The organism is Pseudomonas sp. ACN8 (assembly GCF_002303925.1).
Taxonomy (GTDB): Bacteria; Pseudomonadota; Gammaproteobacteria; order Pseudomonadales; family Pseudomonadaceae; genus Aquipseudomonas.
Map to the genome: position 1 here is coordinate 135,899 of NZ_MRCS01000006.1, position 23,042 is coordinate 158,940.

Annotated in this window: 20 protein-coding genes and 4 pseudogenes; 13 read left to right on the forward strand and 11 right to left on the reverse strand. The window is 62.2% G+C overall.

All coding sequences use genetic code 11. The features are described 5' to 3' along the window. The first annotated feature begins 35 nt into the window (after positions 1-35). Positions 36-1,019 (forward strand): FecR family protein, encoded by a 984-nt coding sequence (locus BSF44_RS05210; protein WP_095942577.1) that lies wholly within the window; start codon positions 36-38, stop codon positions 1,017-1,019. A 98-nt stretch (positions 1,020-1,117) separates the two neighbouring features. Continuing rightward, positions 1,118-3,541, forward strand: a complete 2,424-nt coding sequence (locus BSF44_RS05215; protein ID WP_095942578.1) for a TonB-dependent receptor — start codon at positions 1,118-1,120, stop codon at positions 3,539-3,541. Positions 3,542-3,652: 111 nt separating this feature from the next. Here the strand turns inward: BSF44_RS05215 and BSF44_RS05220 are convergent, their stop codons facing one another. Continuing rightward, positions 3,653-4,804, reverse strand: a complete 1,152-nt coding sequence (locus BSF44_RS05220) for an MFS transporter (protein WP_095942579.1) — start codon at positions 4,802-4,804, stop codon at positions 3,653-3,655. A 164-nt stretch (positions 4,805-4,968) separates the two neighbouring features. Here BSF44_RS05220 and BSF44_RS05225 point away from each other — a divergent pair, with 164 nt between their 5' ends. Beyond that, positions 4,969-5,961 (forward strand): diaminopimelate epimerase, encoded by a 993-nt coding sequence (locus BSF44_RS05225; RefSeq protein WP_095942580.1) that lies wholly within the window; start codon positions 4,969-4,971, stop codon positions 5,959-5,961. A gap of 111 nt (positions 5,962-6,072) precedes the next feature. On the opposite strand, the gene codA is transcribed toward BSF44_RS05225, so the two are convergent. The 4 genes and pseudogenes from codA to BSF44_RS05245 all read right to left on the reverse strand — a co-directional run bounded on the left by codA (position 6,073) and on the right by BSF44_RS05245 (position 9,361). After that, a complete protein-coding gene (gene codA / locus BSF44_RS05230; protein ID WP_095942581.1) occupies positions 6,073-7,317 on the reverse strand; it encodes a cytosine deaminase in 1,245 nt (414 codons plus the stop codon). A 182-nt stretch (positions 7,318-7,499) separates the two neighbouring features. After that, positions 7,500-7,598, reverse strand: a pseudogene (locus BSF44_RS05235) (alpha/beta hydrolase); the annotation flags it as partial. A gap of 251 nt (positions 7,599-7,849) precedes the next feature. Continuing rightward, complete coding sequence (gene queD / locus BSF44_RS05240) at positions 7,850-8,206, reverse strand: 6-carboxytetrahydropterin synthase QueD (RefSeq protein ID WP_008049817.1); 357 nt, start codon at positions 8,204-8,206, stop codon at positions 7,850-7,852. Between the two features lie 75 nt (positions 8,207-8,281). Next, the gene (locus BSF44_RS05245; RefSeq protein WP_095942582.1) at positions 8,282-9,361 is read right to left on the reverse strand and encodes a hypothetical protein; all 1,080 of its coding nucleotides are present in this window, start codon (positions 9,359-9,361) and stop codon (positions 8,282-8,284) included. A gap of 323 nt (positions 9,362-9,684) precedes the next feature. Between BSF44_RS05245 and BSF44_RS05255 the strand changes: the two genes are divergently transcribed. Genes BSF44_RS05255 through BSF44_RS05265 form a run of 3 tightly spaced genes read left to right on the forward strand, consistent with a single transcriptional unit; the run spans position 9,685 to position 11,990 of the window. Then, complete coding sequence (locus BSF44_RS05255) at positions 9,685-10,005, forward strand: PepSY domain-containing protein (protein ID WP_095942584.1); 321 nt, start codon at positions 9,685-9,687, stop codon at positions 10,003-10,005. Positions 10,006-10,008: 3 nt separating this feature from the next. After that, positions 10,009-10,677 (forward strand): response regulator transcription factor, encoded by a 669-nt coding sequence (locus BSF44_RS05260; protein WP_095942585.1) that lies wholly within the window; start codon positions 10,009-10,011, stop codon positions 10,675-10,677. Then, positions 10,674-11,990, forward strand: a complete 1,317-nt coding sequence (locus BSF44_RS05265) for a sensor histidine kinase (RefSeq protein ID WP_095942586.1) — start codon at positions 10,674-10,676, stop codon at positions 11,988-11,990. Before BSF44_RS05260 ends, BSF44_RS05265 begins: the two co-directional genes overlap by 4 nt. Before the next feature lie 120 nt (positions 11,991-12,110). Here BSF44_RS05265 and BSF44_RS05270 read toward each other — a convergent pair whose 3' ends face one another. From BSF44_RS05270 to BSF44_RS31010, 3 genes and pseudogenes are all read right to left on the reverse strand, one after another. Beyond that, a complete protein-coding gene (locus BSF44_RS05270) occupies positions 12,111-13,787 on the reverse strand; it encodes an MFS transporter (RefSeq protein ID WP_095942587.1) in 1,677 nt (558 codons plus the stop codon). A gap of 318 nt (positions 13,788-14,105) precedes the next feature. Then, positions 14,106-14,861: a methyl-accepting chemotaxis protein gene (locus BSF44_RS31005; RefSeq protein WP_371918219.1), complete on the reverse strand. Its 756-nt coding sequence runs from the start codon at positions 14,859-14,861 to the stop codon at positions 14,106-14,108. Positions 14,862-14,963: 102 nt separating this feature from the next. Then, positions 14,964-16,253: pseudogene (locus BSF44_RS31010) on the reverse strand (HAMP domain-containing protein); the annotation flags it as partial. 240 nt (positions 16,254-16,493) lie between these two features. Between BSF44_RS31010 and BSF44_RS05280 the strand changes: the two are divergent. From BSF44_RS05280 to BSF44_RS05290, 4 genes and pseudogenes are all read left to right on the forward strand, one after another. Further along, positions 16,494-17,810, forward strand: coding sequence for a Na+/H+ antiporter family protein (locus BSF44_RS05280; RefSeq protein WP_095942589.1), 1,317 nt, complete (start codon positions 16,494-16,496; stop codon positions 17,808-17,810). A gap of 198 nt (positions 17,811-18,008) precedes the next feature. Further along, a pseudogene (locus tag BSF44_RS31015) lies at positions 18,009-18,827 on the forward strand (cache domain-containing protein); the annotation flags it as partial. Positions 18,828-18,929: 102 nt separating this feature from the next. Further along, on the forward strand, positions 18,930-19,685 hold the full coding sequence (locus BSF44_RS31020; protein ID WP_371918220.1) for a methyl-accepting chemotaxis protein: 756 nt from the start codon (positions 18,930-18,932) through the stop codon (positions 19,683-19,685). Between the two features lie 225 nt (positions 19,686-19,910). Next, positions 19,911-20,066 carry a metallothionein gene (locus BSF44_RS05290; protein WP_007998919.1) on the forward strand — a complete coding sequence of 52 codons (156 nt, stop codon included), beginning with the start codon at positions 19,911-19,913 and terminating at the stop codon, positions 20,064-20,066. A gap of 27 nt (positions 20,067-20,093) precedes the next feature. Here the strand turns inward: BSF44_RS05290 and BSF44_RS05295 are convergent, their stop codons facing one another. Then, the gene (locus BSF44_RS05295; protein ID WP_095942591.1) at positions 20,094-20,372 is read right to left on the reverse strand and encodes a hypothetical protein; all 279 of its coding nucleotides are present in this window, start codon (positions 20,370-20,372) and stop codon (positions 20,094-20,096) included. 33 nt (positions 20,373-20,405) lie between these two features. Beyond that, a complete protein-coding gene (locus BSF44_RS05300; protein ID WP_095942592.1) occupies positions 20,406-20,633 on the reverse strand; it encodes a DUF6555 family protein in 228 nt (75 codons plus the stop codon). Positions 20,634-20,779: 146 nt separating this feature from the next. On the opposite strand from BSF44_RS05300, the gene BSF44_RS05305 reads away from it, so the two are divergent. The 3 genes from BSF44_RS05305 to BSF44_RS05315 all read left to right on the forward strand — a co-directional run bounded on the left by BSF44_RS05305 (position 20,780) and on the right by BSF44_RS05315 (position 22,823). Further along, positions 20,780-21,559 carry a helix-turn-helix domain-containing protein gene (locus BSF44_RS05305; protein ID WP_095942593.1) on the forward strand — a complete coding sequence of 260 codons (780 nt, stop codon included), beginning with the start codon at positions 20,780-20,782 and terminating at the stop codon, positions 21,557-21,559. A gap of 106 nt (positions 21,560-21,665) precedes the next feature. Further along, positions 21,666-21,839, forward strand: a complete 174-nt coding sequence (locus BSF44_RS05310) for a DUF1427 family protein (protein WP_008049832.1) — start codon at positions 21,666-21,668, stop codon at positions 21,837-21,839. Between the two features lie 27 nt (positions 21,840-21,866). After that, positions 21,867-22,823: a zinc-binding alcohol dehydrogenase family protein gene (locus BSF44_RS05315; RefSeq protein ID WP_095942594.1), complete on the forward strand. Its 957-nt coding sequence runs from the start codon at positions 21,867-21,869 to the stop codon at positions 22,821-22,823. A 40-nt stretch (positions 22,824-22,863) separates the two neighbouring features. Here BSF44_RS05315 and BSF44_RS30605 read toward each other — a convergent pair. After that, positions 22,864-23,042: pseudogene (locus BSF44_RS30605) on the reverse strand (IS110 family transposase); the annotation flags it as partial.

Sequence of the window (23,042 nt, forward strand, 5' to 3'; positions counted from 1 at the left end):
CGCGCCTTCTCCTCCCCAGCCAAACAGGAACTTCCATGATGGATACTCGTGATTGCGCGTGCGGGCAAACAGCGGTTCGCGATGACGCGGCGCAGTGGTTTGTGCGTTTGCAGGAGCCTGTTGCGGATGTCGAAGTGCGGCGCCGGTTTCAGCTCTGGCTGGACCAGCACCCCCAGCACCGAAGCGAATTCGAAGTACTCCAGGGCTTGTGGAGCGCCGCCGACCTGGTGCCGGCGACGCGTTTGCGGGCCCTGTGTGAAACCCCGCCAGCCCTGAAAAAGCCTCGCCCGATGTTGCGTTACGCAGTGGCCGCCAGCGTGCTGGCCGTGGCGCTCGGCCTGGGTTTGTTCAGCGGCCTGAATCATCCGGCGCCTTACACGGCCGAGTTTTCAACGTCCCTGAATGAGCGACGCCAAGTGGCGTTGCCCGATGGCTCGGTGGTCGATCTGGACAGTCGCAGCCGGATCCAGGTGCGCTTTGAAAAGGGTCTGCGCAACGTTGAGCTGAGCGAAGGCGAAGCGATGTTCAGTGTCGAGCACGACACCAGCCGACCATTCGTGGTCGCGGCGGGCAGCGGCAAGGTCACGGTCACCGGCACCCGATTCGATGTACGCCATGGCGCCAGCGAAACCCGGGTGGTGGTGGAGCAGGGTACCGTCAAGGTTCAAGGGCGCGATGCCGGCGATAACGATTTCATCAATCTGACGGCAGGCCTTGGCACCCACGTCGATGCCCGGGGCAAAGTTGCCGCCGCCTATGCCGTCAACCCGACGGAAATGACTGCCTGGCGCAATGGCAAACTGGTGTTCAACAACGCCAGCCTCACCGATGTCGCCGAGCAGGTCTCGCGCTATCGCGAGAAGCCGCTCAAGGTCGCCAACGCAGCAGTGGGCGATCTGCGCCTGACCAGCGTGTTCAAATCCGACAATACCGACGCACTGCTCAAGGCCTTGCCGAGCATCCTGCCGGTGGCCGTGCGTACCCTTGGCGATGGCAGCCAGGAAATAATCTCAAAATAAAATTCAGGTTTTTTTCGAGTTCATCGTCTTCCTGTTCAACTGCAACTGGTTTGCATTAACAAGCGCACACTCTTGCGATCCACAGGATTACGTTCGACGTGAAAAACTCCACCGCTAAAAACAACAAACTCCCCTGGTTGCCGCTGGCCCTCGCGCTGGCGGTCAATATTGCGTTGCCCCAGGCCTTCGCCGCCGACGGCATCCGCATTGCGGCGCAACCCTTGGGAGAAGCCCTGAGCCAATTGGGCCAGCAAACCTCGCTTCAGGTGTTCTTCAGCCCTGAACTGGTTGCCGGCAAGCAGGCCCCGGCGGTGGATGGCAACCTTTCCCCGGAAGACGCGCTGCGCCAGTTGCTGCAAGGCAGCGGCCTGCAATACCAGATCGATGAAGGTTCGGTGACGTTGATGCCGGCACCGACTTCGGCGGCCAACGGCCCGCTGGAGCTGGGCGTGACGGACATCAAGGTGGTCGGCGACTGGCTCGGCGACGCCGATGCCGCCGTGGTGCAGAACCACCCCGGCGCACGCACCGTGGTCCGCCGCGAAGCCATGGTCGAGCAGGGCGCGATGAACGTCGGCGACGTACTTAAACGTGTCCCGGGCGTGCAAGTCCAAGACGCCAACGGCACCGGTGGCAGCGATATTTCCCTGAACGTCGGCGTACGCGGTCTGACTTCGCGCCTGTCGCCTCGCTCCACCGTGCTGATCGACGGCATCCCGGCGGCGTTCGCGCCTTACGGTCAGCCGCAACTGTCCATGGCGCCGATTTCCTCCGGCAACCTCGACAGCATCGACGTGGTACGCGGTGCCGGCTCCGTACGCTACGGACCACAAAACGTGGGCGGCGTGATCAACTTCGTGACCCGCGCGATCCCGGAAAAAGCCTCGGCGGAAATCGGCACCACCCTGGAAACCTCGCAGCACGGTGGCTGGAAGCACATCGACACCGCGTTCATGGGCGGCACCGCCGACAACGGCATGGGTGTGGCGCTGTTGTACTCCGGCGTGAACGGCAACGGTTACCGTGAAAGCAACAACGGCAACGACATCGACGACGTGATCCTCAAGACCCATTGGGCGCCCACCGATGTCGACGATTTCAGCCTCAACTTCCACTACTACGACGCCAAGGCCGACATGCCCGGCGGCCTGACCCAGGCGCAGTACGACGCCGACCCGTTCCAGTCCGTGCGCGACCACGACAACTTCAGTGGCCGCCGCAAGGATGTGTCGTTCAAGTGGGTGCGGCAGATCGACGATCGCACCCAGGCCGAAGTGCTGACCTACTACACCGACAGTTTCCGTGGCAGCACCATTGCCTCGCGGGATCTGAAGACACTCAATTCCTATCCGCGCAGCTACTACACCTACGGTATCGAACCACGGGTGTCCCATGTGTTTGATGTGGGCCCGACCACCCAGGAAGTCAGCGTCGGTTATCGTTACTTGAAAGAGGCCATGCACGAAGAGGCCAGTCGTGTGGCGCTGGTCAACAACGAGCCAGTCGTGCGTCCGGGAGCGGACGGCCATGTCTATCAGGACCGCACCGGTGGCACCGAGGCCAATTCGGTCTACGTCGACAACAAGATCGACGTCGGCAACTGGACCGTCACCCCGGGCATTCGCTTCGAGCACATCAGCACCGATTGGCACGATCGCCCGGTGCTCGATACCGCCGGTAAACGGGTGCCGGAGAAAAAACGCAGCATCGAAAGCAACGAGCCGCTGCCGGCCCTGAGCGTGATGTATCACCTGTCCGATGCCTGGAAATTGTTCGCCAACTACGAAACCTCGTTCGGCGCGCTGCAGTATTTCCAGCTGGGGCAGGGCGGTATCGGTAATGAGCCCGCCAACGGCCTGGAGCCGGAAAAGGCCAAGACCTACGAGATCGGCACGCGCTACAACGATGACGTGTGGGGCGGCGAAGTGACGCTGTTCTACATCGACTTCGACGACGAATTGCAATACATCAGCAATGACGTGGGCTGGACCAACCTCGGCGCGACCAAGCACCAGGGTATCGAAGCCTCGGTGCATTACGACATGGCTGCGCTGAACCCGCTGCTGGACGGCCTGACCGCCAACGCCGGTTTCACCTACACCCGCGCCACCTACGAAGGCGAGATCCCGGGCTTCAAGGGCCGTGACCTGCCGTTCTACTCCCGCCAGGTTGCCACCGCCGGCCTGCGTTACGACGTCAACCGCTGGACTTACAACCTCGATGCGTTCGCCCAGTCCAAGCAGCGTTCGCCGGGCACCGGCGTGAACGCCGATGGCAGCTTCAACGGCAACTACATCACCGAAGGCAGCGCTGACGGCCAGTTCGGTGATATCCCGGGTTACGTGCTCTGGGACGCACGTGCCGGCTATGACTTCGGTCCGCAGGTGTCAAACCTGAAACTGGGGGCGGGGGTGAAGAACATCTTCGACAAGCAGTACTTCACCCGTTCCAGCGACAACAACTCGGGGATGTACGTCGGTGCGCCGCGCACGTTCTTCGTGCAGGCCAGTGTCGGGTTCTGACAGACCGAGTGGACCCCATCGCGAGCAGGCTCCCACAGTAGATCTTCTGTGCACACAAAATTTGTGAGCGACACAGATCCAATGTGGGAGCGAGCCTGCTCGGGAAGCTTTTCAGACCTTCAACACTCTCCCGCCAACGGCCACCGCCACCAGCAACAACGCCATCAAGGCAAAGGCAAAGCTCAAGCTGCTGCCATGGGCGACGAAGCCGATGACGGCGGGGCCTGCCAGGATGCCCGCATACCCCAGGGTGGTAATGGCCGGCACGGCGATGCTTTCGGGCATGACCGTCTGCTTGCCGACGGCGGTGTACAGCACCGGAACAATGTTCGAGCAACCGCCCCCCAGCAGCGCATAACCCACCAGCGCCGCCTCCCAGCTCGGTGCGAACGTCGCCAGAAACAGTCCTGAAGCGGCTGTCAGCCCGCCGAACACAATCACCCGCGTCGCGCCCAGGCGTCGCACGATTTTGTCGCCGGTCAAACGCCCGGCCGTCATGGTCAGGGCAAACGCCGCATAACCAAGCCCGGCATACGCCGTGTCGATGCCACGTTCCTGCGTCAGGAACACCGCGCTCCAGTCCAGTGCCGCGCCTTCGGCGAGGAACACGATGAAGCACATGCCGCCGATGAACAGGACGATGCCGTGGGGCACCGCAAAGGCCGGCCCCGAACTCTCGCTGCCGTAGGGCAATAGATGCGGCACGGCCTTGGCCAGCGCGATCAGCAGCAACACGATCACCACCAGCGTGGCTCCCAGGGGTGAAATCCCCAGGCCAAGCAAGCCGCTGACACCCGCTGCACCGACAATCCCGCCCAGGCTGAACAGGCCATGAAAACCCGACATCATGTTTTTGCCGCTGGCGCGCTCGACGATCACCGCTTGCAGGTTGACCGTCGAATCCACGGTGCCGAGCCCCGCGCCGAACATGAACAACGCGGCGATCAGCGCCGGAATCGACGACACCGTCGCCAGCAGCGGCAAGGCGACACAGATCAGCAGGGTTCCGCCGGTCGTCACCCGTCGGCAGCCGAAACGTGTGGACAGGATCCCGGCCAACGGCATCGCCAGGATCGAACCCACCCCCAGGCACAGCAGCAACAAACCCAGGGTGCCTTCATCCAGTCCGGCCCGGGCCTTGGCATAGGGCACGAGCGGCGCCCATGCGGCGATGCCCGCTCCGGCGATGAAAAAACCGATGCGCGTGGACATCTGTTCCAGGCGGCCGGGAACGAAGGTGGTCTGGCTGTTGAGGCTGGTCATAATAATCCTTGGCAAAAAGCGTCGCGTCCTCAACGGACAGTGATCGGCCTGTGAGGGTTCGATCAGTGCCCGGAAAGTTTACGGTCAAACAGAGCGACATCGTTGCACAGCGCCGCTGCTTTTCGCGATATGTTGAGCCATTTCAATGACACACGGAGGGCGCCATGGCGCAGCGGTACGATGCACGGGGCAACATCTACATCGTGGTAGCGCCCGAAGAACTGCGCCGCCAGGGCATTGACCTGCCCGATCAGGCCAGCCAGGCAGCGCAAACCCTCGAAGCCTGGGCGATGGCGGCGGTCGAGGCTTGCTGCAGCTGGGCGCCAGGTACCCAACCGTCCGGCAGCAAGGATCATCGCAGCGACGGTTTGCTGGTCGGACCGTTTCAGTCCTCGTCACCCTTTGATCTGTTGATCGTCAACACCGACGGCACCCTGGCCGAACGCAGCGGCAACGGGCTGACGATTTTTTCCCAGGCCCTCAGCGATCAAGGGTTGTTACCGCAGAACGAAGCTTGTCTGCTCAGGGTTCACCACGACAAGGCTGATACGCCTTCGCCAGGGCAGACTTCAGTGAAAGCCGCTCAAGTCGAGGGCGTGCAGGGTTTCTGGCTTGACCTTGGCCAGCCCGGGTTCGGACCGACGGCAGTCAGTGCAGTCGGCGTTGAAACGGTGCTGTTGAATGGCCGCGAACTCAGCCATGTTGTGCAATTGTCGGCACTCAATGACCCATGGTCGCGCAGCCAGTTCGTGCGGGTCGGCAATCCCCATTGCGTGACGCTGGTGGACAGTGCCGAGGACCTGCCGAGCAACGAGCAGATGCGCGAGCCGGCGTTGGGTGAGGGGCTGACGCGAATCGCCTACGCCATGCCGATGGGTGCAGGCAAACCTTGTCCGGCGGGAATCAATCTGCAATGGGCTATGCGCGTGTCCGAAGGGCACATCGCCGCGCGGGTATTCGAGCGCGGCGAGGGGCCGACGGCGTCGTCGGGGACCAGTGCAAGTGCAGTGGCCTGTGCGGCGTGGTGGGTGGGTTGGGTGACTGCCGGGGAAGTGAAGGTGACGATGCCGGGTGGCACGGCGCCGATCTTGCTGGAGGAAGAGCTGGGGGAGTTGAGTCGGGTCAGCCTGTTTGGTACGGCTCGATTGATCGAGTGAAGCTGATATCGCCATCGCGAGCAGGCTCGCTCCTACAGTGGTTTTATGTCGTTCACAAAACCTGTAGGAGCGAGCCTGCTCGCGATGGGGCCAATCCGGTCAACGCAAATTTCAGCTCAGCCCACTGAACTCCACCACCGGCATCGTCCGCTTCATCAACACCTTGCCCTCACGCACCGAGTACAGCGGCAACCCCTGGCTGCGGATCATTTCGTAATCACTTTCCGCCGACAGAATCAGCAGGTTCGCCGGCCGCCCGCGCTCCAGGCCGTAGCGATCGCCGAGGTTCATGGCTTTGGCGCTATTGTCCGTCACCAGGTCCAGCGCACTTTGCAGGTTGCGATAACCGAGCATGTGGCAGATGTGCAGACCGGCTTCGAGCACCCGCAGAATGTTGCCGTTGCCCAGCGGATACCACGGATCGACGATGGAGTCCTGCCCGAAGCACACGTTCATGCCCGCTTCCAGCAACTCGTTGACCCGGGTCACGCCCCGGCGTTTCGGGAAACTGTCGAAGCGACCTTGCAGGTGGATGCTTTCAGTGGGGCAGGAGACAAAACTGATCCCCGAATGCCCGAGCAAGCGAAAGAGTTTGGCGCAGTAAGCGTTGTCGTAGGAGCCCATGGCCGTGGTGTGGCTGGCCGTGACCCGCGAACCCATGTCGCGGCTGCGGGCCTCTTCGGCGAGCACTTCGAGAAAGCGTGAATGCGGGTCGTCGGTTTCGTCGCAATGCACGTCCACCAGGCAACCGCTGCGTTCGGCCAGGTCCATCAGGAACTTCACCGAGCTGACGCCCTGGTCGCGGGTGTACTCGAAATGTGGAATGCCACCCACCACATCCGCGCCCATGCGGATGGCTTCTTCCATCAATTCGCGGCCATTGTGGTAGGACTCGATGCCTTCCTGGGGAAAGGCGACGATTTGCAGGTCGACCAGGTGCCGGCTCTCCTGGCGCACTTCGAGCATCGCCTTGAGCGCGGTCAGTTGCGGGTCGGTGACGTCGACGTGGGTGCGCACATGCTGGATGCCGTGGGCGGCGAGGGTCTGGATGGTTTTCTTCGCCCGGGCCTTGGTGTCTTCGTGGGTGATGGTCGCCTTGCGTTCGCCCCAGCACTCGATGCCTTCGAACAGCGTGCCGCTCATGTTCCAGCGCGGCTCGCCGGCGGTCAGGGTGGCGTCGAGGTGGATGTGCGGCTCGACAAAGGGTGGCACCACCAGATTGCCGCCGGCATCCAGATCGTCAGGGCCCAGGGTCCGGGCTTCGGTCTGGCGGCCGATGCTGCTGATCAGGCCGTTTTCCAGGTTCAACTCATGCAGGCCTTCCTGGTTGCGCAGACGGGCATTGATGATGTGCATCGGGCGAGTCCTTTTCGTGAATCGTGTAGGCAATATCCTTACGTTAGCTCGCCTGTGGCGAATCCCGCCAGTTCAAAATGTGGGAGCGAGCCTGCTCGCGAAGGCGGAGTGTCAGTCACCTTGGTGCTGAATGTGCCAGCGTCATCGCGAGCAGGCTCGCTCCCACAGGGGATTGGGTTTATTCAGGAAGATTTCTGCAGTGGCAAAAACCGTAGCAGCGCAGCGACTATGGCTTCAGGTGCATCTTCCTGAACCAGATGACCGGCGTTGGGTATCTGATGTCCGTTGAAGTCGAAGACCTGATCCAGTGGCCAGTCAGTCATGGGTTTGTCCTCTTGGCGGGGGGAAGAGGCAAAAAGGATAGGCATAAAAAAACAGCCGATGAAGGCTGTTTTCTTTTTCTCTGACAAAACGCTGTTCCCCTGTGGGAGCGAGCCTGCTCGCGATAGCGGTGGGTCAGGCACATTGATGTTGGATGTGCCGCCGTCATCGCGAGCAGGCTCGCTCCCACAGGTTATTTGTGTTGCCTGGCTTACTCGCCGCGATAGATGCAGCCGCTGGTGCAAGTCTCGTGGATACGGATCGCACTGAGCTCTGGCAGCAGAGGCTTCATTTCCTGCCAGATAAACTTGGCCAGCACTTCGCTGGTCGGGTTTTCCAGGCCGGGAATGTCGTTCAGGTAGTTGTGGTCCAGGCGCTCGTACAGCGGCTTGAAGATCGCCTTGATTTCCGAGAAGTCGCGGATCCAGCCGGTGTGCGGGTCGAGGTCGCCGCTCAGGTGGATGGCCACTTTGAACGAGTGACCGTGCAGGCGCCCGCACTTGTGGCCGTCCGGTACGTGGGGCAGGCGGTGGGCGGATTCGAAAGTAAATTCCTTGAAGATTTCCACAGTGTTTTCAGCTCTGTTCAGGTGGCGTTCGCCGCAGCGATTCGGGCAGGCGGCGAGTTTACCAGTTTGTCCTGACTAAAGGGTCAGCAAGCGCTCGCCGAGGCGACCGTTGGCGGCCAGTTCGAGGAATTCGTCCCCCAGGCGGCGGCTTTCGTTCATGGTCGTGCGCCAGTATTTCTGCCGGCTCGGGGCATCGCCCATGAAGCGCTTGAAATCGTTACGGTCCGGCAGTTTGCCGTGGGGCAGGCGCGCCAGGTATTCCTTCGAGGGCGCCAGCAACAGCACATTCTGCAAGCGAGCCGGGCAGGCGCGGCGCCATGGCAGGGTCTTGTCGAACCAGCCGGGGATCACCCGGTCGGTGAAGTGCGGGTAGAGCACGATGTCATTGCCGCTGTAGGGCAGGTCCAGGTGGTAATCCAGCAGACCGCCGTCGCGGAAGGTCCCGGCGCCGGCGCCCGGCAGGTCGCGCACGCCCTCCATCACCATCGGGATCGAGCCCGAAGCCAGCAGGGCCTGGCGCAAATTGCCGGTATTGAGGGCGACGAAGCGCGACGGGAAGTCCGTCAAGGCATTGACCGGCGGCGCCAGGCGCGGGTCGTGGATGATCAGGCGTTCGAAGTGCCGTGCCAACCGTGCCCGGCCACGCAGGTTGTCGGCGATGACCGATGACAGGCCCAGCCCGAGGCGGCCGCGATGATCGTCGGCCAGCAGACCGTGGCTTTTGACCACCATGATGTTCAGGCGGTAATGGTTGTTGCCGAGGATCGAGGCATCGCGACCGTCGAGCAGGTCATTGAGCATGCGCTGTGAGCTCTGGCTGATCTGCGCCATGGTCACGCCCTTGGCGAAGTGTTGCTCGGTGTACAGTTGCCCGAGACGCCGGATGCCCTCGGCGGCGTCCGGCAGGCAGGCGCTGGCGAAGCGCCAGGAACCCACCGATGCGCCAATCAGCGAGCGTTCCCGCGGTGCCGCCGGCAGCCACTCGCCGAACAGCGCCAGGTCCAGACCCTGAATCCCCAGCGCCTTCGGACCGCCGGCCGCGCCAGGCAGGGTGCCGACGTCGGCGGCGTTCAGGCCGTTGGCGCGGATGTGCGCAATGGCGCGCGGACCGGCCTTGAGGGTCAGGGAAGGGAACTTGATGTGGATGGCGGTCATTGCGCTCTCGATGTATGGCCAGCGGACAGATTATGTGGGAGCGAGCCTGCTCGCGAAAGCAGTGTGTCAGTCACCGCTGAGTTGGGTGTACCGCCGCCTTCGCGAGCAGGCTCGCTCCCACAGAGGGGGGGTGTTGTCGATGATGGCAATTCAGTTTCAATTAAGTTCAGCGGGTTAGGGTGGCTCGCCTGGACCCCCGACGCAACGCTGGGATAGCGCATCGCTGGTACCATTGTGGCTTTCGAGAAGCTCACACCACTGGCACTGGGCATGGAATTAGACCCGGTCAGCGGGCAGTGACTCAAGGATCATCAGGATTGGTAATGAAGGTGTTTCTACTCAATCGATGTTGCGCACGCAGGATGGCGCTGCTGCTTCTGGCATTTTGCTCGGCAGTGATGGCCCGCGACCTGGATCAGGATGAAGCCCTGCGCCTGCGTCAACAGGGCGTGATCCTGCCGCTGGAGCAACTGCTGCAGCAGGCGATGGATCGCTACCCCGGCGCGAAACTGCTGGAAGCCGAGCTCGAAGAGAAGCACAACATCTACCTTTATGATGTCGAGTTGCTGACCCCCGAAGGCGTGGTCCGTGAGCTGCACATCGATGCGACTGACGGCCGATTATTGAAAGACGAGGAAGACTGATCCATGCGTTTGCTCCTGGTGGAAGACCATGTGCCCCTGGCCGATGAACTGCTGGCCGGCCTCAATCGCCAAGGGTATGCGGTGGACTGGCTGGCCGACGGTCGCGATGCGGTGTATCAGGGCAGCACCGAGCCTTATGACCTGATCATCCTCGACCTCGGTTTGCCGGGCGTGCCGGGACTTGAGGTGCTGGCACAATGGCGGGCGGCGGGGCTGGCCACGCCGGTGCTGATCCTGACGGCCCGGGACTCCTGGGCCGAACGCATCGAGGGCCTCAAGGCCGGCGCCGACGATTACCTGACCAAGCCATTCCACCCCGAAGAGCTGTTTTTGCGCATCCAGGCGTTGTTGCGCCGCTCCCATGGCCAGGTCAACCAGCCAACGCTCAAGGCCGCCGGGCTGCATCTGGACGAAGGTCGCCAGTGCGTTGTGCGCGACGGTGCCGACATTCAGCTCACCGCAGCGGAGTTTCGCCTGTTGCGTTATTTCATGCTGCACCCCGAGCAGATCCTCTCCAAGGGCCATCTCGCCGAACACCTCTACGACGGTGAAACCGAGCGCGACTCCAATGTGCTGGAAGTCCACGTCAACCACTTGCGCCGCAAGCTCGGCAAAAGCGTGATTGAAACCCGTCGCGGCCAGGGTTACCTGTTCGGCGGGCAAGCCCGGTGAAATCGATTCAGCGCCGCTTGAGCCTGGGCCTGATCAGCGTGATGGTGGTCGTTGGCCTGGTGCTGGCGCAAACCAGCCTGTGGCTGTTCGAAATGGGGTTGCAGCGCTACCTGGAAGCCGGGTTGCGCAATGACAGCGAGAACCTGCTGGCGGCACTGGTGCGCGGGCCGCAAGGCTTGCAACTGGATGAGCGACGCCTGTCACCGGCCTACCAGCGGCCGTTTTCCGGGCATTATTTCCGCATTGATTTCGTCGACGGCCACTGGCGTTCCCGTTCCCTATGGGATCAGGAACTGCCGGTGCTCGATCACCCCGGCCTGCACGGCAACCTGCAACTGGGGCCGGAGGGGCAACAGTTACTGGTGCTGCGCACGGACTATCGACGTTCGGGGGTGCCGATCTCCATCAGCGTCGCCGAGGACTACACGCCAATTCGCGAGAGCTTCCGGCGCATGCAACAGCTCGGGTTCGGCCTGGGTTTGACAGCGCTGTTGCTGATTCTGCTGCTGCAACGGATTACCGTGCGCCGGGCCTTGCGTCCGCTGGAGCAGGCCCGCGAGCAGATCGCGCAGTTGCAACAGGGCCAGCGCTCGCAACTCGATGATCAGGTGCCGGTGGAGCTGGAGCCACTGGTGGCGCAGATCAACCATCTGCTGGCCCACACCGAGGACAGCCTCAAGCGCTCGCGCAATGCCCTGGGCAACCTCGGCCACGCCTTGAAAACCCCGCTGGCGGTGCTGTTGAGCCTGGCTTCAAGCGAGCAACTCGACGCGCATCCGCAACTGCGCAAGACCCTCAAGGAACAACTGCAACAGGTCGAGCAACGGCTCAATCGGGAACTCAATCGTGCGCGGTTGTCCGGCGATGCCTTACCGGGCGCACTGTTTGATTGCGATGCCGAACTCCCCGGATTGCTGGCCACCCTGAACATGATCCATGGCGAACACCTGGCGCTGAGTTACCGCGCACCCACCGGCCTGCAATTGCCCTGGGATCGTGAGGACTTGCTGGAACTGTTGGGCAATCTGCTGGATAACGCCTGCAAATGGGCGGATGCCGAGGTTCGCCTGACCGTGGCCGAGAATGCAGAGGGCTTTGAACTCAGCGTGGAAGACGACGGCCCGGGCATTCCCGAAAAGCGTCGCGATCAGGTGTTCGGTCGAGGGACGCGGCTGGATGAGCAAACCCATGGGCATGGTTTGGGGCTGGGTATCGTGCGCGACATCGTCGACAGCTGGGGCGGCAAACTGTCGTTGCTCGAAAGCGAGTGGGGCGGGCTGATGGTCGTCATCGAGTTGCCAAAACACACTTGAAGCCACACCAGGAACCCTGTGGGAGCGAGCCTGCTCGCGATGAGGCCATGTCAGTCAACATTAACTGTGGCTGACACACCGCTATCGCGAGCAGGCTCGCTCCTACAGGGACGGCGCCGGTCAGGTGTGATGAATCTCCCGATCCTTGGTTTCCGGCATGAAGAAGATACCCAGCACCGCCGTCATCACCGCGATGACAATCGGATACCACAGCCCGTAGTAGATATCCCCCGTGGCCGCCACCATGGCAAACGCCACCGTCGGCAGGAAGCCACCGAACCAGCCATTGCCGATGTGATAGGGCAGCGACATGGAGGTGTAGCGGATGCGTGCCGGGAACAGTTCCACCAGCCAGGCGGCAATCGGCCCGTAGACCATGGTCACGTAGATCACCAGGATCGTCAGCAGCAGCAACACCATCGGGTAGTTGGTCTTGGCCGGGTCGGCCTTTTCGGGGTAGCCGGCGTCCTTGAGGGCGGTGACCAGGGTGGCGGTAAAGGCGTCGTTTTTGGCCTTGAAGTCGGCGGCCGGCATGCCGGTGCCCTCGAAGCTTTCGATCACTTTTTCGCCAATGCGCACCTGCGCAACGGCGCCCGGCTCGGCGTTCTCGTTCTTGTAGGGGATGGCCTTTTTGGCCAGCACGGTCTTCGCCAGGTCACAGGAACTGGTGAATTTGGCCTTGCCCACCGGGTCGAACTGGAACGAACACTGGGCGGGATTGGCGATGACCGTGACCGGATTCTTCTCCTGCGCAATGAACACGTCGGGGTTACCGTATTGGGTCAACGCATGGAAGATCGGGAAATAGGTCACGGCCGCAAGGATGCAGCCAGCCATGATGATGCCCTTGCGCCCGATGCGGTCGGACAGGCTGCCGAAAATGACGAAGAACGGCGTACCGATCAGCAGCGAGCCGGCAATCAGCAGGTTGGCGGTCTGTGGGTCGATCTTCAGCGTCTGCAACAGGAAGAACAGCGCATAGAATTGCCCGGTGTACCAGACCACCGCCTGACCGGCGGTACCGCCGAGCAGGGCCATGATCACGATCTTGAGATTGCCCCAACGGGCGAAGGACTCGGTCAACGGTGCCTTGGAGGACTTGCCTTCGGCTTTCATTTTCTGGAACACCGGCGACTCGCTGAGCTGCAGGCGGATGTACACCGAGACGATCAACAACAGGATCGACAGCAGGAACGGAATCCGCCAGCCCCAGGCCTCGAAGGCTTCGGTGCCCAAAGCGGTACGGCAGGCGAGGATCACCAGCAGCGAAAGAAACAGGCCGAGGGTGGCTGTGGTCTGGATCCACGAGGTGAAGAAGCCGCGTTTGCCCTTGGGTGCATGTTCGGCCACGTAGGTCGCGGCGCCGCCGTACTCACCGCCCAGCGCCAGGCCTTGCAACAGGCGCAGGCTGATCAGAATGATCGGCGCGGCCACGCCGATGGTCGCATAGCCGGGCAGCAAACCCACCACGGCCGTGGAAATACCCATGATCACGATGGTGATGAGGAACGTATGCTTGCGCCCGATCATATCGCCCAACCGACCGAACACGATGGCGCCGAAGGGTCGCACGGCGAAGCCGGCGGCGAAGGCGAGCAGGGCGAAGATGAAGGAGGTCGTTTCGTTGACACCGGCGAAGAAGTGCTTGGCGATGATCGCCGCGAGGGAGCCGTACAGGTAGAAGTCATACCATTCGAACACGGTGCCCAGGGACGAGGCGAAGATGACCTTGCGCTCCTCCCGGGTGAGCCCGCGGTTGGGCGTGCTGCCGGTGGCTGTAGTGTCGATTGTTGCCATGAGTATTCTCCGTCTTGCTCTTGTTGTAGGCCGGAGTTCCCACCATCACTAACCGTACCCAGGCCCTGGGGCTGAAGTCATCGGATTACGTGGCTTGCATTCAGGTTGACGCCAGAAAACGCTGTAAGGTTCCATGAAGCATAATCAAGGTCCGGCAGATATCCACTCGCCATTATTTGATTGAGTCGGGCACAGAATCAAATGTGGGAAAAATGTGGGAGCGAGCCTGCTCGCGATGGCGGAGTGTCAATCAACAAAGATGTTGTCTGACCCACCGTTATCGCGAGCAGGCTCGCTCCTACAGGGGACTTGCAAGGCTCAGACGCGGAACTGATCCATCAGGCTCTGCTGCTGGTTCGCCAGGCTGTTGAGCGACTGGCTGACCCGCGCCGATTCATTGGCCTGGCCCGACAGCGACTCGGTCACGTCGCGGATGGTCGCCACGTTGTTGTTGATCTCCTCGGCCACCGCGCTTTGCTCTTCGGCGGCGCTGGCGATCTGCATGTTCATGTCGTTGATCACGGTGACCGCGTCGCCGATCTGGCGCAGCGCCGTCACCGCCTGGCCAACCTGCTCGACACTGCCCTGGGCCTGACGATGGCTGTTGTTCATCGAACCCACCACCTCCTGGGTGCCGGTTTGCAGTTGTTCGATCACCAGACGGGTTTCTTCGACGGATTCCTGGGTACGCCGGGCCAGGTTGCGCACTTCATCGGCCACCACGGCAAACCCGCGTCCCGCTTCACCGGCACGGGCCGCTTCGATCGCGGCGTTGAGGGCCAGCAGGTTGGTCTGCTCGGCAATCGCACGGATCACTTCCAGTACCGTGCCGATCTTCTCGCTGTTGGCGGCCAGGCCTTCGACCTGGATCATGGCCGCGCTCATGTCGGCGGCGAGGTTGTCGATGCTGGCGGTGGTGCGGTCGATCACGGTCAAACCCTGACGGGTCGCCTGATCGGCATCCCGCGCTGCATGGGCCGCTTGCGCGGCGCTGCGGGCGACGTCCTGGGCGGTGGCGCTCATTTCGTGGGAGGCGGTCGCCACCTGGTCCACCTGACGGTACTGCTGTTCCATGCCGGCGCTGGTTTGTGCGGCGATGGCGGACGACTGGTCAGCCGTACTGCGGGCGTCTTGCACCGAGCGTTTCACTTCGGCAATGATCGGTTGCAGCTTGTCGAGGAAACGGTTGAACCAGCCGGCCAGTTGGCCCAGTTCATCCTGCTTGTCGTAGGCCAGTCGGCGGGTCAGGTCACCTTCGCCGCTGGCGATGTCTTCGAGCATGTGCGCCACGCCGAGGATCGGTCGGGTGACGCTGCGGGCCATCAACCACACCAGCACCAGGCCGAGCAGTGCGGCGAGCACGCCCAGGCCGAGTTCGACCAGCGTACCGGCGGTGTTGCTGTCATCGAGTTGCTTTTTCAGGGCTTCGGCGGGGCCGACCAGGACTTTCTCCGGCACGTCGAGCAGCACGCCCCAGGATTTGCCGCCGGGAATCGGCTGGAACGGCGCCAGCACTTTCAGTTGCTGATGGCTGTGCAGGCTGGCGGTTTTGCTGCCGGCGGCGAGCATGCTCAGCAGTTCGGCACCGCTGGCCTTGTCCACGACGTCCAGGCGCTGGCTGAGTTTGCTGGCGTCCGGGCTGTAGCCGGCGAGCAGGCCGGCCGGGCTGATGATGCTGACGCTGGTCTGGCCGTCATAGAGCTTCTTGCTCGCGCCCAGGCTGACCGCTTGCAGGCTGTTGAGGTTGATGTCCACCGACAGCGAGGCGATGACCTTGCCGTTGACCATCAGCGGGAAAACGATGCTGGTCATCAGCACGTTCTGACCGTCGATCTCATAGAAGTAGGGTTCGATCACGCACGGCTTGAGGGCGGTGCGCGGGCAGGTGAACCAGGCGTTGGCCGCTTCGCCGCTGGGGCCGGTGCTGGTGTCGGCCATGTCCTTTTCCGGCAGCGCCATGGAGGTTACCTTGCCCGGCGTCGGCTGCGACCAGTAGAGGGCGAAACGGCCCTTGTCGTTGCTGCCCAATTCGGCCTGCCCTGCGAACAGTTCGTCCTTGCCGTCCAGCCCATTGGGTTCGAACACCAGGGATAGACCGAGCAGCTCCGGGTTGGCTTGCAGGGCCGACTTGACCTGGCGGGTCAGGTCTTCGCGCAGGTCGAAGGCATCGAGAAAGCGCTTCTCGGCCTGATCACGCAGGAACAGCACCTGCCGGGAGAAGCCGTGGCCGTACTGATAGGCGTCCATGAACTGCTGGCGAATCCCCAGCGCCTGGTTTTCCCCCTGGGACTCGATCCGGGCCTGGGCCGCTTCGGTCAGCATCTCCATGCTCGAGGCTTTCACCAACTCGGAGCTGTGCTCCATGCGGTACAGCGAAAGACCCACCAGCAGGGTCACGATGCCCGCCAGGCACAGCCCGGCCAGCAGGGTGATTTTCCATTGAATGGAAAGTTGTCTGAGCGACATGGAGGCGTCCTTATTCGATAAATATCTGAGACTTTGCACTGTAGCGGCCAACAGACAGCATTCTTGAGCCGCAAGCGGCAAGCTTCAGGTAAAAAGCGTAAAAGCTTGTCGCTTGAGGCTTGCAGCTTGAAGCCGCTTCATTCAAAGTGCGCGCCCTCTAATAAAACCCATTCCTTTTATCCGCTGGCGGCTCTCGCAGACTGCCGGCCGGACTCTTTTCGCTTGCCCAGAGGTATGACAATGAATGCAGTAATTGCCGCGGTCGGCATCATGCTGATCCTCAGCCTGTCCCGCGTGCATGTGGTGATCGCCCTGATCGTCGGTGCGCTGGTCGGTGGCTTGACCGGTGGCCTGGGGATCGAGGCGACGCTCAAGGCTTTCAACAGCGGCCTCGGCGGCGGGGCGACGGTGGCGTTGTCCTACGCCTTGCTCGGCGCGTTCGCCGTGGCCATTGCCAAGTCCGGCATGGCTCATGCGCTGGCCGACAAGGCCCTGGCGATGGTCGATCGCCAGCACGCCAATGGCGGTGGCCAGGTCAAGTGGCTACTGATCGGTCTGCTCTGGGTCGTGGCCATTGCCTCGCAGAACATCTTGCCGATCCATATCGCGTTCATTCCGTTGCTCGTGCCGCCGCTTCTGTATGTGCTGACCAAGCTGCAACTGGACCGCCGCCTGATCGCCTGCGTCATGACTTTCGGCCTGATCACGCCCTACATGTTCCTGCCGGTGGGTTTCGGCAACATCTTCCTCAATGAGATCCTGCTGGCCAACGTCGCCCGCAGCGGTGTGGACATCAGCGGCATCAACGTGACCCACGCCATGGGCATTCCGGCCCTGGGCATGGTGGCGGGCCTGCTGATCGCGTTTGTCAGCTACCGCAAGAAGCGTGTCTACGACCTGGCGAAGATCGAACAGGTCGAGCAAGTGGCGGTGCAATACAACCCGTTGAGCCTGGTGGTGGCTGGCGTGGCCATCGCGGCGGCGTTCATCATTCAGTTGCTGCTGGATTCGATGATTATCGGTGCGCTGGCCGGCTTCCTGATTTTCTCGGTGTCGGGCATCGTCAAATGGCGCGACACCGATGACCTGTTCACCGAAGGCATGAAAATGATGGCGATGATCGGCTTCATCATGATCGCCGCCTCCGGGTTTGCCGAAGTGATGAAGGCCACCGGTGAGGTGCAGACGCTGGTCGAGTCGTCGGCGGCGTACATCGATCACAGCAAAGGCATTGGCGCCTTGCTGATGTTGCTGGTGGGGTTGCTGGTGACCATGGGCATCGGCTCGTCGTTCTCCACCGTGCCGATCCTGGCGGCGATTTTCGTGCCGCTGTGCGTGCAACTGGGCTTCAGCCCATTGGCGATCGTGTGCATCGTCGGCACGGCCGGTGCCCTGGGCGACGCCGGTTCACCGGCTTCGGACTCGACCCTGGGCCCGACCTCCGGCCTGAACATCGACGGCCAGCACCATCACATCTGGGACACCGTGGTCCCGACCTTCCTGCACTACAACCTGCCGCTACTGGTGTTTGGCTGGGTAGCGGCGATGGTCCTGTAACCCCGATACCCCTGTAGGAGCGAGCCTGCTCGCGATGGTGTGTCAGCCGACACCAAGGTAGCTGACACACCTTCGCGAGCAGGCTCGCTCCTACAAGGGATCTTCAGTGCTCCTGATGACTGAATTCAACTTTTGATTTGTCGTGCCGTTAAAGCTTTTAACCACGCTAACAAAATCAAAAGAGTGAACGTCATGCGCATGAGCCTCAAGGCCAAAGTCCTGTCCCTTGCCGTCCTCCCGGTGTTGCTGTTTGCGCTGGTCATCAGCCTGACCACGCTGTTCATTCTGCAGGATCAGGCACGCAAGGAAGTCGAGCAGACCCGCGAGCGCCTGCTCAGTGATGCCAAGGCAACCCTGCAAAGCTACGTGGCCGTGGCCATGACCACGATCAAACCGCTCTACGACGCGGCCGCCCCCGGCGATGAGGCGGCGCGGGCCCAGGTGATCAAGCTGCTGTCGAGCATCACCTATGGCAAGGACGGCTACTTCTTCGGCTACGACTCCAACACCGTGCGCCTGTTCAAGGCCAACAGCCCCGAAGGCGTGGGCCAGAGCTTCAAGGACAACCGCGACCCGAACGGTGTCTACGTCAACCGCGACCTGGTGAAAGTCGCCAAGGACGGTACGCACTACCTGCAATACAGCTCGCCATTGCCCGGCAACACCCAGGTGCTGGTGCCCAAGCTCGGCTACACCGAATACCTGCCCAAGTGGGACATGGCGGTCGGCACCTCGGTCAACCTCGACGGCATTGAAGCACAGGTGGCGGTGGTCGAAGCCAAGGTTCAGGAGCGCATGCAAGGCATGGTGCTGAGCATTGTTGGCGTAGCAGTCGTGGTGCTGCTGGTGATCGCCGCTGCCGGGATGCTGCTGGCCAATACCATTCTGCGTCCGCTGCATCTGATGAAATCCAACCTCGACGACATCGCGGCAGGCGAGGGCGACCTGACACGCCGCCTGACCATTACCAGCCAGGACGAGCTCGGTGAACTGGCCGGCTCGTTCAACCGTTTCGTCGACAAGATCCATGGCCTGGTGCGGCAGATCACCGAAATGACCTCGCAACTGACCGGACTGGTGAATCAGGTGTCCGACCAGGCCAATCGCTCGGACCAGGCCATGGAGCGTCAGCGCCATGAGACCGATCAGGTGGCCACGGCCATCAACGAAATGTCGGCGGCGGCCCAGGAAGTGGCCAAGAGCGCGCAGAATGCCGCGGTGGCAGCCCAGCAGACCGACGAAGAAGGCCAGGCCGCCAAGCGTGTGGTGGCCGGCAGCATCGAGAAAATTCATGCCCTGGTGGACGACATCCGCAGCAGCGGCGTGTCCCTGGACAGCCTGCAAAAAGACGTGTCGTCGATTGTCAGCGTGCTCGGGGTGATCCGCTCGATTGCCGAGCAGACCAACCTGCTGGCCCTCAACGCCGCGATCGAAGCGGCCCGCGCCGGCGAGGCCGGGCGCGGCTTTGCGGTGGTGGCCGATGAGGTACGGGCGCTGGCCAGCCGCACGCAAATCAGCACCCAGGAAATCCAGGGCATGATCGACCGCTTGCAGGCCGGCACCCAGTCGGCGGTGGAGGCGATGCGCCGCTCCAGCGAGGCCGGCGACGGCACCTCGGCCCAGGCCAATGAGGCGGGGGCTTCGCTGGACACCATGGCTCAGCTGATCGCGACCATCAACTCGATGAACGCACAAATCGCCAGTGCCGCCGAAGAACAGACTGCCGTCGCCGAGGAGATCAACCGCAGCGTGCATCAGATTGCCGTGGCGGTGGATAACGTCGCCGACGAAACCCAGCTTGGCGCGCAGACTTCGCGCAGCCTGGCCGACCTCGGTCAGCGCCTGGGTGGTCTGGTGGGGCAGTTCCGGATCTGACAGAACAGAGACAAAACCTGTGGGAGCGAGCTTGCTCGCGATGACGGCAGCACATTCAGCATTGATGTTGGCTGAGCCACCGCTATCGCGAGCAAGCTCGCTCCCACAGGGTTCACGCCAAATCGATCCGACAGCCGACCGGTTCCGTTGGATGGTAGCTCCTACACTGACAACACGGGTTGTACCTCAACGTCCCCGAAGATCAGTACCCAAGGAGTCAAACCCATGACCGAACGTACTTGCGACTGTCCGAAATGTAACTGCAAGCTCGGTGAACATCCGATCGTGCGTCACGGCAAGCATTACTGCTGTGAAGCCTGTGCCAAGCATCACGAGCACGGCGAGGAGTGCGCATCCCAAGGCTGCAAGTGTGCCCACTGAAAACCACGGCACACGCCAAAGTGGAGCCTAATCCGGTTCCACTTCCAGCCTGAGGCTGTCATCTTCCAGGCGTTCGCTGTGGCGCACGGTGCCTTGCAAGCGCCGCCCTTCGACCCGCAGCACCAGGGTCCTGGCTTGCTCCAGATCTTCCGGCAGTGGCGCCGGGACGCGTATGGCGAAGCAGAATGGGGCATTTTCGACCTGTTCCAGCCCGATCCGGCACTCGGCGCTTTTGGTGATGCGGCCGAACAGTGTGTCCAGACCGTAGTCCAGCTGCGCAGGGCTGTTGACGGATGTTGCGCTCATATCCCTTCCCCCGAACCTGATGGTTACCGGATATTAGTTCGTCGGTCGCCACTTGACGTTTTCCACGCCGAATTTTTCAGCCATCGGCTTGCTGGTCTTTTGCACCTTCTCGCGTCCGAAGCGGGGGATTCGCCCCACCCCCGCATCACAGCTCGCCCAATGCCAGGCTTCTGCGTTATCCATTTTGTCCAGGCGGATGATGAATGATTTCGGAGCGCCATGGAGGGTGTACTCGATGACGAATAATTTTGCACTGTTCATAAAGCCCCGGTTCCTCCCTGTTGTACATAGAAGGATCGCGCGCCGTCAGGAAAATTCATTCGGATTGTCGGACGGCGGCGATTGCTGGCGACAAGTTCTACGCCCCGTTACCATTGAGCCTCCCGCACCCCCAATGAACATTGACCATGGCCCTCGCCGCACCGCCTGACCTGAGTGACACCGATGTGCCTGTGCAGCCGCTGGCGCGCACCTATCCGCGCGGGTTGTACATCGAGCCCCATGAGCACGTCTGGGGCCAGTTGCTGTATGCGATGAGCGGGGTGATGTGGGTCGAGACGCCACACGAGGCGCTGGTGGTGCCGCCGCAGCGGGCGGTGTGGTTGCCGCCCGGCGTACCTCATGGAATTCGTGTGGTGTCCGACCTGCAAATGCGCAACATCTACCTGCGGCCGTCCCTGGCCGCGACCCTGGATGACCGCGTTCAGGTGATCGAGGTCGGCGGCTTGCTGCGCGAACTGATCGTCGGCCTGGTGGAGCAGGGCAACGACGGTGCGCCCGAGTATTACGATGCGCTGGTGGGCCTGGCGCTGCTGGAACTCAAGCGGGCCAGGCGCTCGTTGCTGAAAATCCCGCTGCCGGACGATTCCGACCGGCGATTGATGAATTTGTGTCAGGCGGTCATGGCCGCGCCTTCACTGGATATTCCTTTCGAACAACATGCGGATAACGCCGGAGCCAGCGTGCGCACCCTGGCGCGACTGTTCAAGGACGGCTTGGGCATGGGCTTCGCCGAGTGGCGGCGTCAGGTGCAACTGGCGACGGCGGTGGCCGAGTTGATCCAGGGCGTACCGGTCAGCGCGATTGCCCGGGAGCTGGGCTATTCACCGAGCAGCTTCAGCGACATGTTTCGTCGTGAACTGGGCGTTGCGCCTTCGCAGTTTCCGGCGGCGCAACGCCAGGACTGAGTTCGCCGAGGCCAGGCTTTGGCCGAAATTCAGAAGCACTTGGCCGATGCTCAAAGGCATCGCCTTCTAGACTCAGCGCATACCTCAATTGCCCCCGGAGTCTGCCATGAACTACCTCGTGTCAGTGGCCATCGGTCTGGGCGTCGGTTTGCTCTACGGCGCCCTGGACTTTCGTTCCCCCGCACCCCCGGCCATCGCGCTGGTGGGCCTGCTCGGCATGCTTGCCGGCGAAAAGCTCTGGCCGATGGGGCGGGGGCTGGTGGCTGGCTGGATCTCCTGAACCCTTTTCGACTCGATGGATACGCCCATGAAAGCTCTGCAATTCGATAAAACCGGTGATCTCTCGGCCCTGCGCTACGTCGAGGTGCCTACACCTGTGCCAGGCACCGATGAAGTGCTGGTCCAGATCAAGGCCGCCGGCCTCAACCCGAGCGATGTCAAGAACGTGCTGGGGCGTTTTCCCTACACCACCTTGCCGCGGATTCCCGGTCGTGACTTTGCCGGTGTTGTCGTGGCCGGCCCGCAGGCGCTGATCGGTCAGGAGGTCTGGGGCACGGGCAAGGAACTGGGGTTTTTCGCCGACGGTTCACACGCGCAGTTCGTCAAGCTGCCGGCCAACGGCGTGGCGCTCAAACCCACGCATTTGAGCTTCACGCAGGCCGCCAGCCTTGGTGTGCCCTACACCACGGCGTGGGATGCTCTGGAACGCAGCCTGGTGACGGCCGAAACCCGATTGCTGGTCATCGGTGGCGGGGCAGTCGGCAGTGCCGCGCTGGCCTTGGCCAAGGTGCGCGGTGCCCGGGTGCTGGCGGCCGCGCGGCGTCCGGAGCAGGTCAAGGACTTGCAGGATCAGGGTTATCAGACCCTGCAACTGGATAAACCCGAAGACCTCGGGGCTCAGGTCAACGCCGTCTATGCCGGCGGCGCCGACGTGATTTTCGACACCACCGGTTTCTGGCTGCCGGCCTCGGTACCCGCTCTGGCCGCGTTCGGCCGCATCGCGATCATCGCGGCGCCTGTGGACGGTCACGTGCACTTGCCGTCGCTGGCGTTGTATCGCAAGGGTGGCTCGGTGGTGGGGATCAACTCGTTGCTGTACGGAGTGCAGGCGTGTGCGGCGATGCTCGACCAGTTCGGCCGGTTCTTCGACCAGGACCTGTTGCCGTTATCCCAGGGTTTGTTCGAGTCGCCATTGGCCGAAGGCCTTGAGCGTTATGCCGAGGTGAGTCAGGGCAGTGGCGACAAGGTGATTCTGCTGCCCTGACCCAACCCCTGTGGGAGATTCTATGGTTGAGGGAAAGTCCTCAACTGGCTTTTGGCTGATATTCGCTTTGCCCTTTCAGCAAGGCGAATACAACCCGAGCAAGCTTGCGAGCCAGCATCACTAGCGCCTGAGTGGTGCTGAACCCCCGAGTTCTTTGTTCTTCGTAATACCCTTTCCAGGCTTTCGTACGGCTAGCCGACATCGCTGCATTGTGCAGAA

Coding starts and splice junctions, on each gene's coding strand:
- BSF44_RS05210 (WP_095942577.1), top strand. CDS start 36: ATGATGGATACTCGTGATTGCGCGTGCGGGCAAACAGCGGTTCGCGAT.
- BSF44_RS05220 (WP_095942579.1), bottom strand. CDS start 4,804: ATGACCAGCCTCAACAGCCAGACCACCTTCGTTCCCGGCCGCCTGGAA.
- BSF44_RS05225 (WP_095942580.1), top strand. CDS start 4,969: ATGGCGCAGCGGTACGATGCACGGGGCAACATCTACATCGTGGTAGCG.
- codA (WP_095942581.1), bottom strand. CDS start 7,317: ATGCACATCATCAATGCCCGTCTGCGCAACCAGGAAGGCCTGCATGAG.
- BSF44_RS05245 (WP_095942582.1), bottom strand. CDS start 9,361: ATGACCGCCATCCACATCAAGTTCCCTTCCCTGACCCTCAAGGCCGGT.
- BSF44_RS05255 (WP_095942584.1), top strand. CDS start 9,685: ATGAAGGTGTTTCTACTCAATCGATGTTGCGCACGCAGGATGGCGCTG.
- BSF44_RS05260 (WP_095942585.1), top strand. CDS start 10,009: ATGCGTTTGCTCCTGGTGGAAGACCATGTGCCCCTGGCCGATGAACTG.
- BSF44_RS05270 (WP_095942587.1), bottom strand. CDS start 13,787: ATGGCAACAATCGACACTACAGCCACCGGCAGCACGCCCAACCGCGGG.
- BSF44_RS31005 (WP_371918219.1), bottom strand. CDS start 14,861: ATGGAACAGCAGTACCGTCAGGTGGACCAGGTGGCGACCGCCTCCCAC.
- BSF44_RS05280 (WP_095942589.1), top strand. CDS start 16,494: ATGAATGCAGTAATTGCCGCGGTCGGCATCATGCTGATCCTCAGCCTG.
- BSF44_RS31020 (WP_371918220.1), top strand. CDS start 18,930: ATGGAGCGTCAGCGCCATGAGACCGATCAGGTGGCCACGGCCATCAAC.
- BSF44_RS05290 (WP_007998919.1), top strand. CDS start 19,911: ATGACCGAACGTACTTGCGACTGTCCGAAATGTAACTGCAAGCTCGGT.
- BSF44_RS05295 (WP_095942591.1), bottom strand. CDS start 20,372: ATGAGCGCAACATCCGTCAACAGCCCTGCGCAGCTGGACTACGGTCTG.
- BSF44_RS05300 (WP_095942592.1), bottom strand. CDS start 20,633: ATGAACAGTGCAAAATTATTCGTCATCGAGTACACCCTCCATGGCGCT.
- BSF44_RS05305 (WP_095942593.1), top strand. CDS start 20,780: ATGGCCCTCGCCGCACCGCCTGACCTGAGTGACACCGATGTGCCTGTG.
- BSF44_RS05310 (WP_008049832.1), top strand. CDS start 21,666: ATGAACTACCTCGTGTCAGTGGCCATCGGTCTGGGCGTCGGTTTGCTC.
- BSF44_RS05315 (WP_095942594.1), top strand. CDS start 21,867: ATGAAAGCTCTGCAATTCGATAAAACCGGTGATCTCTCGGCCCTGCGC.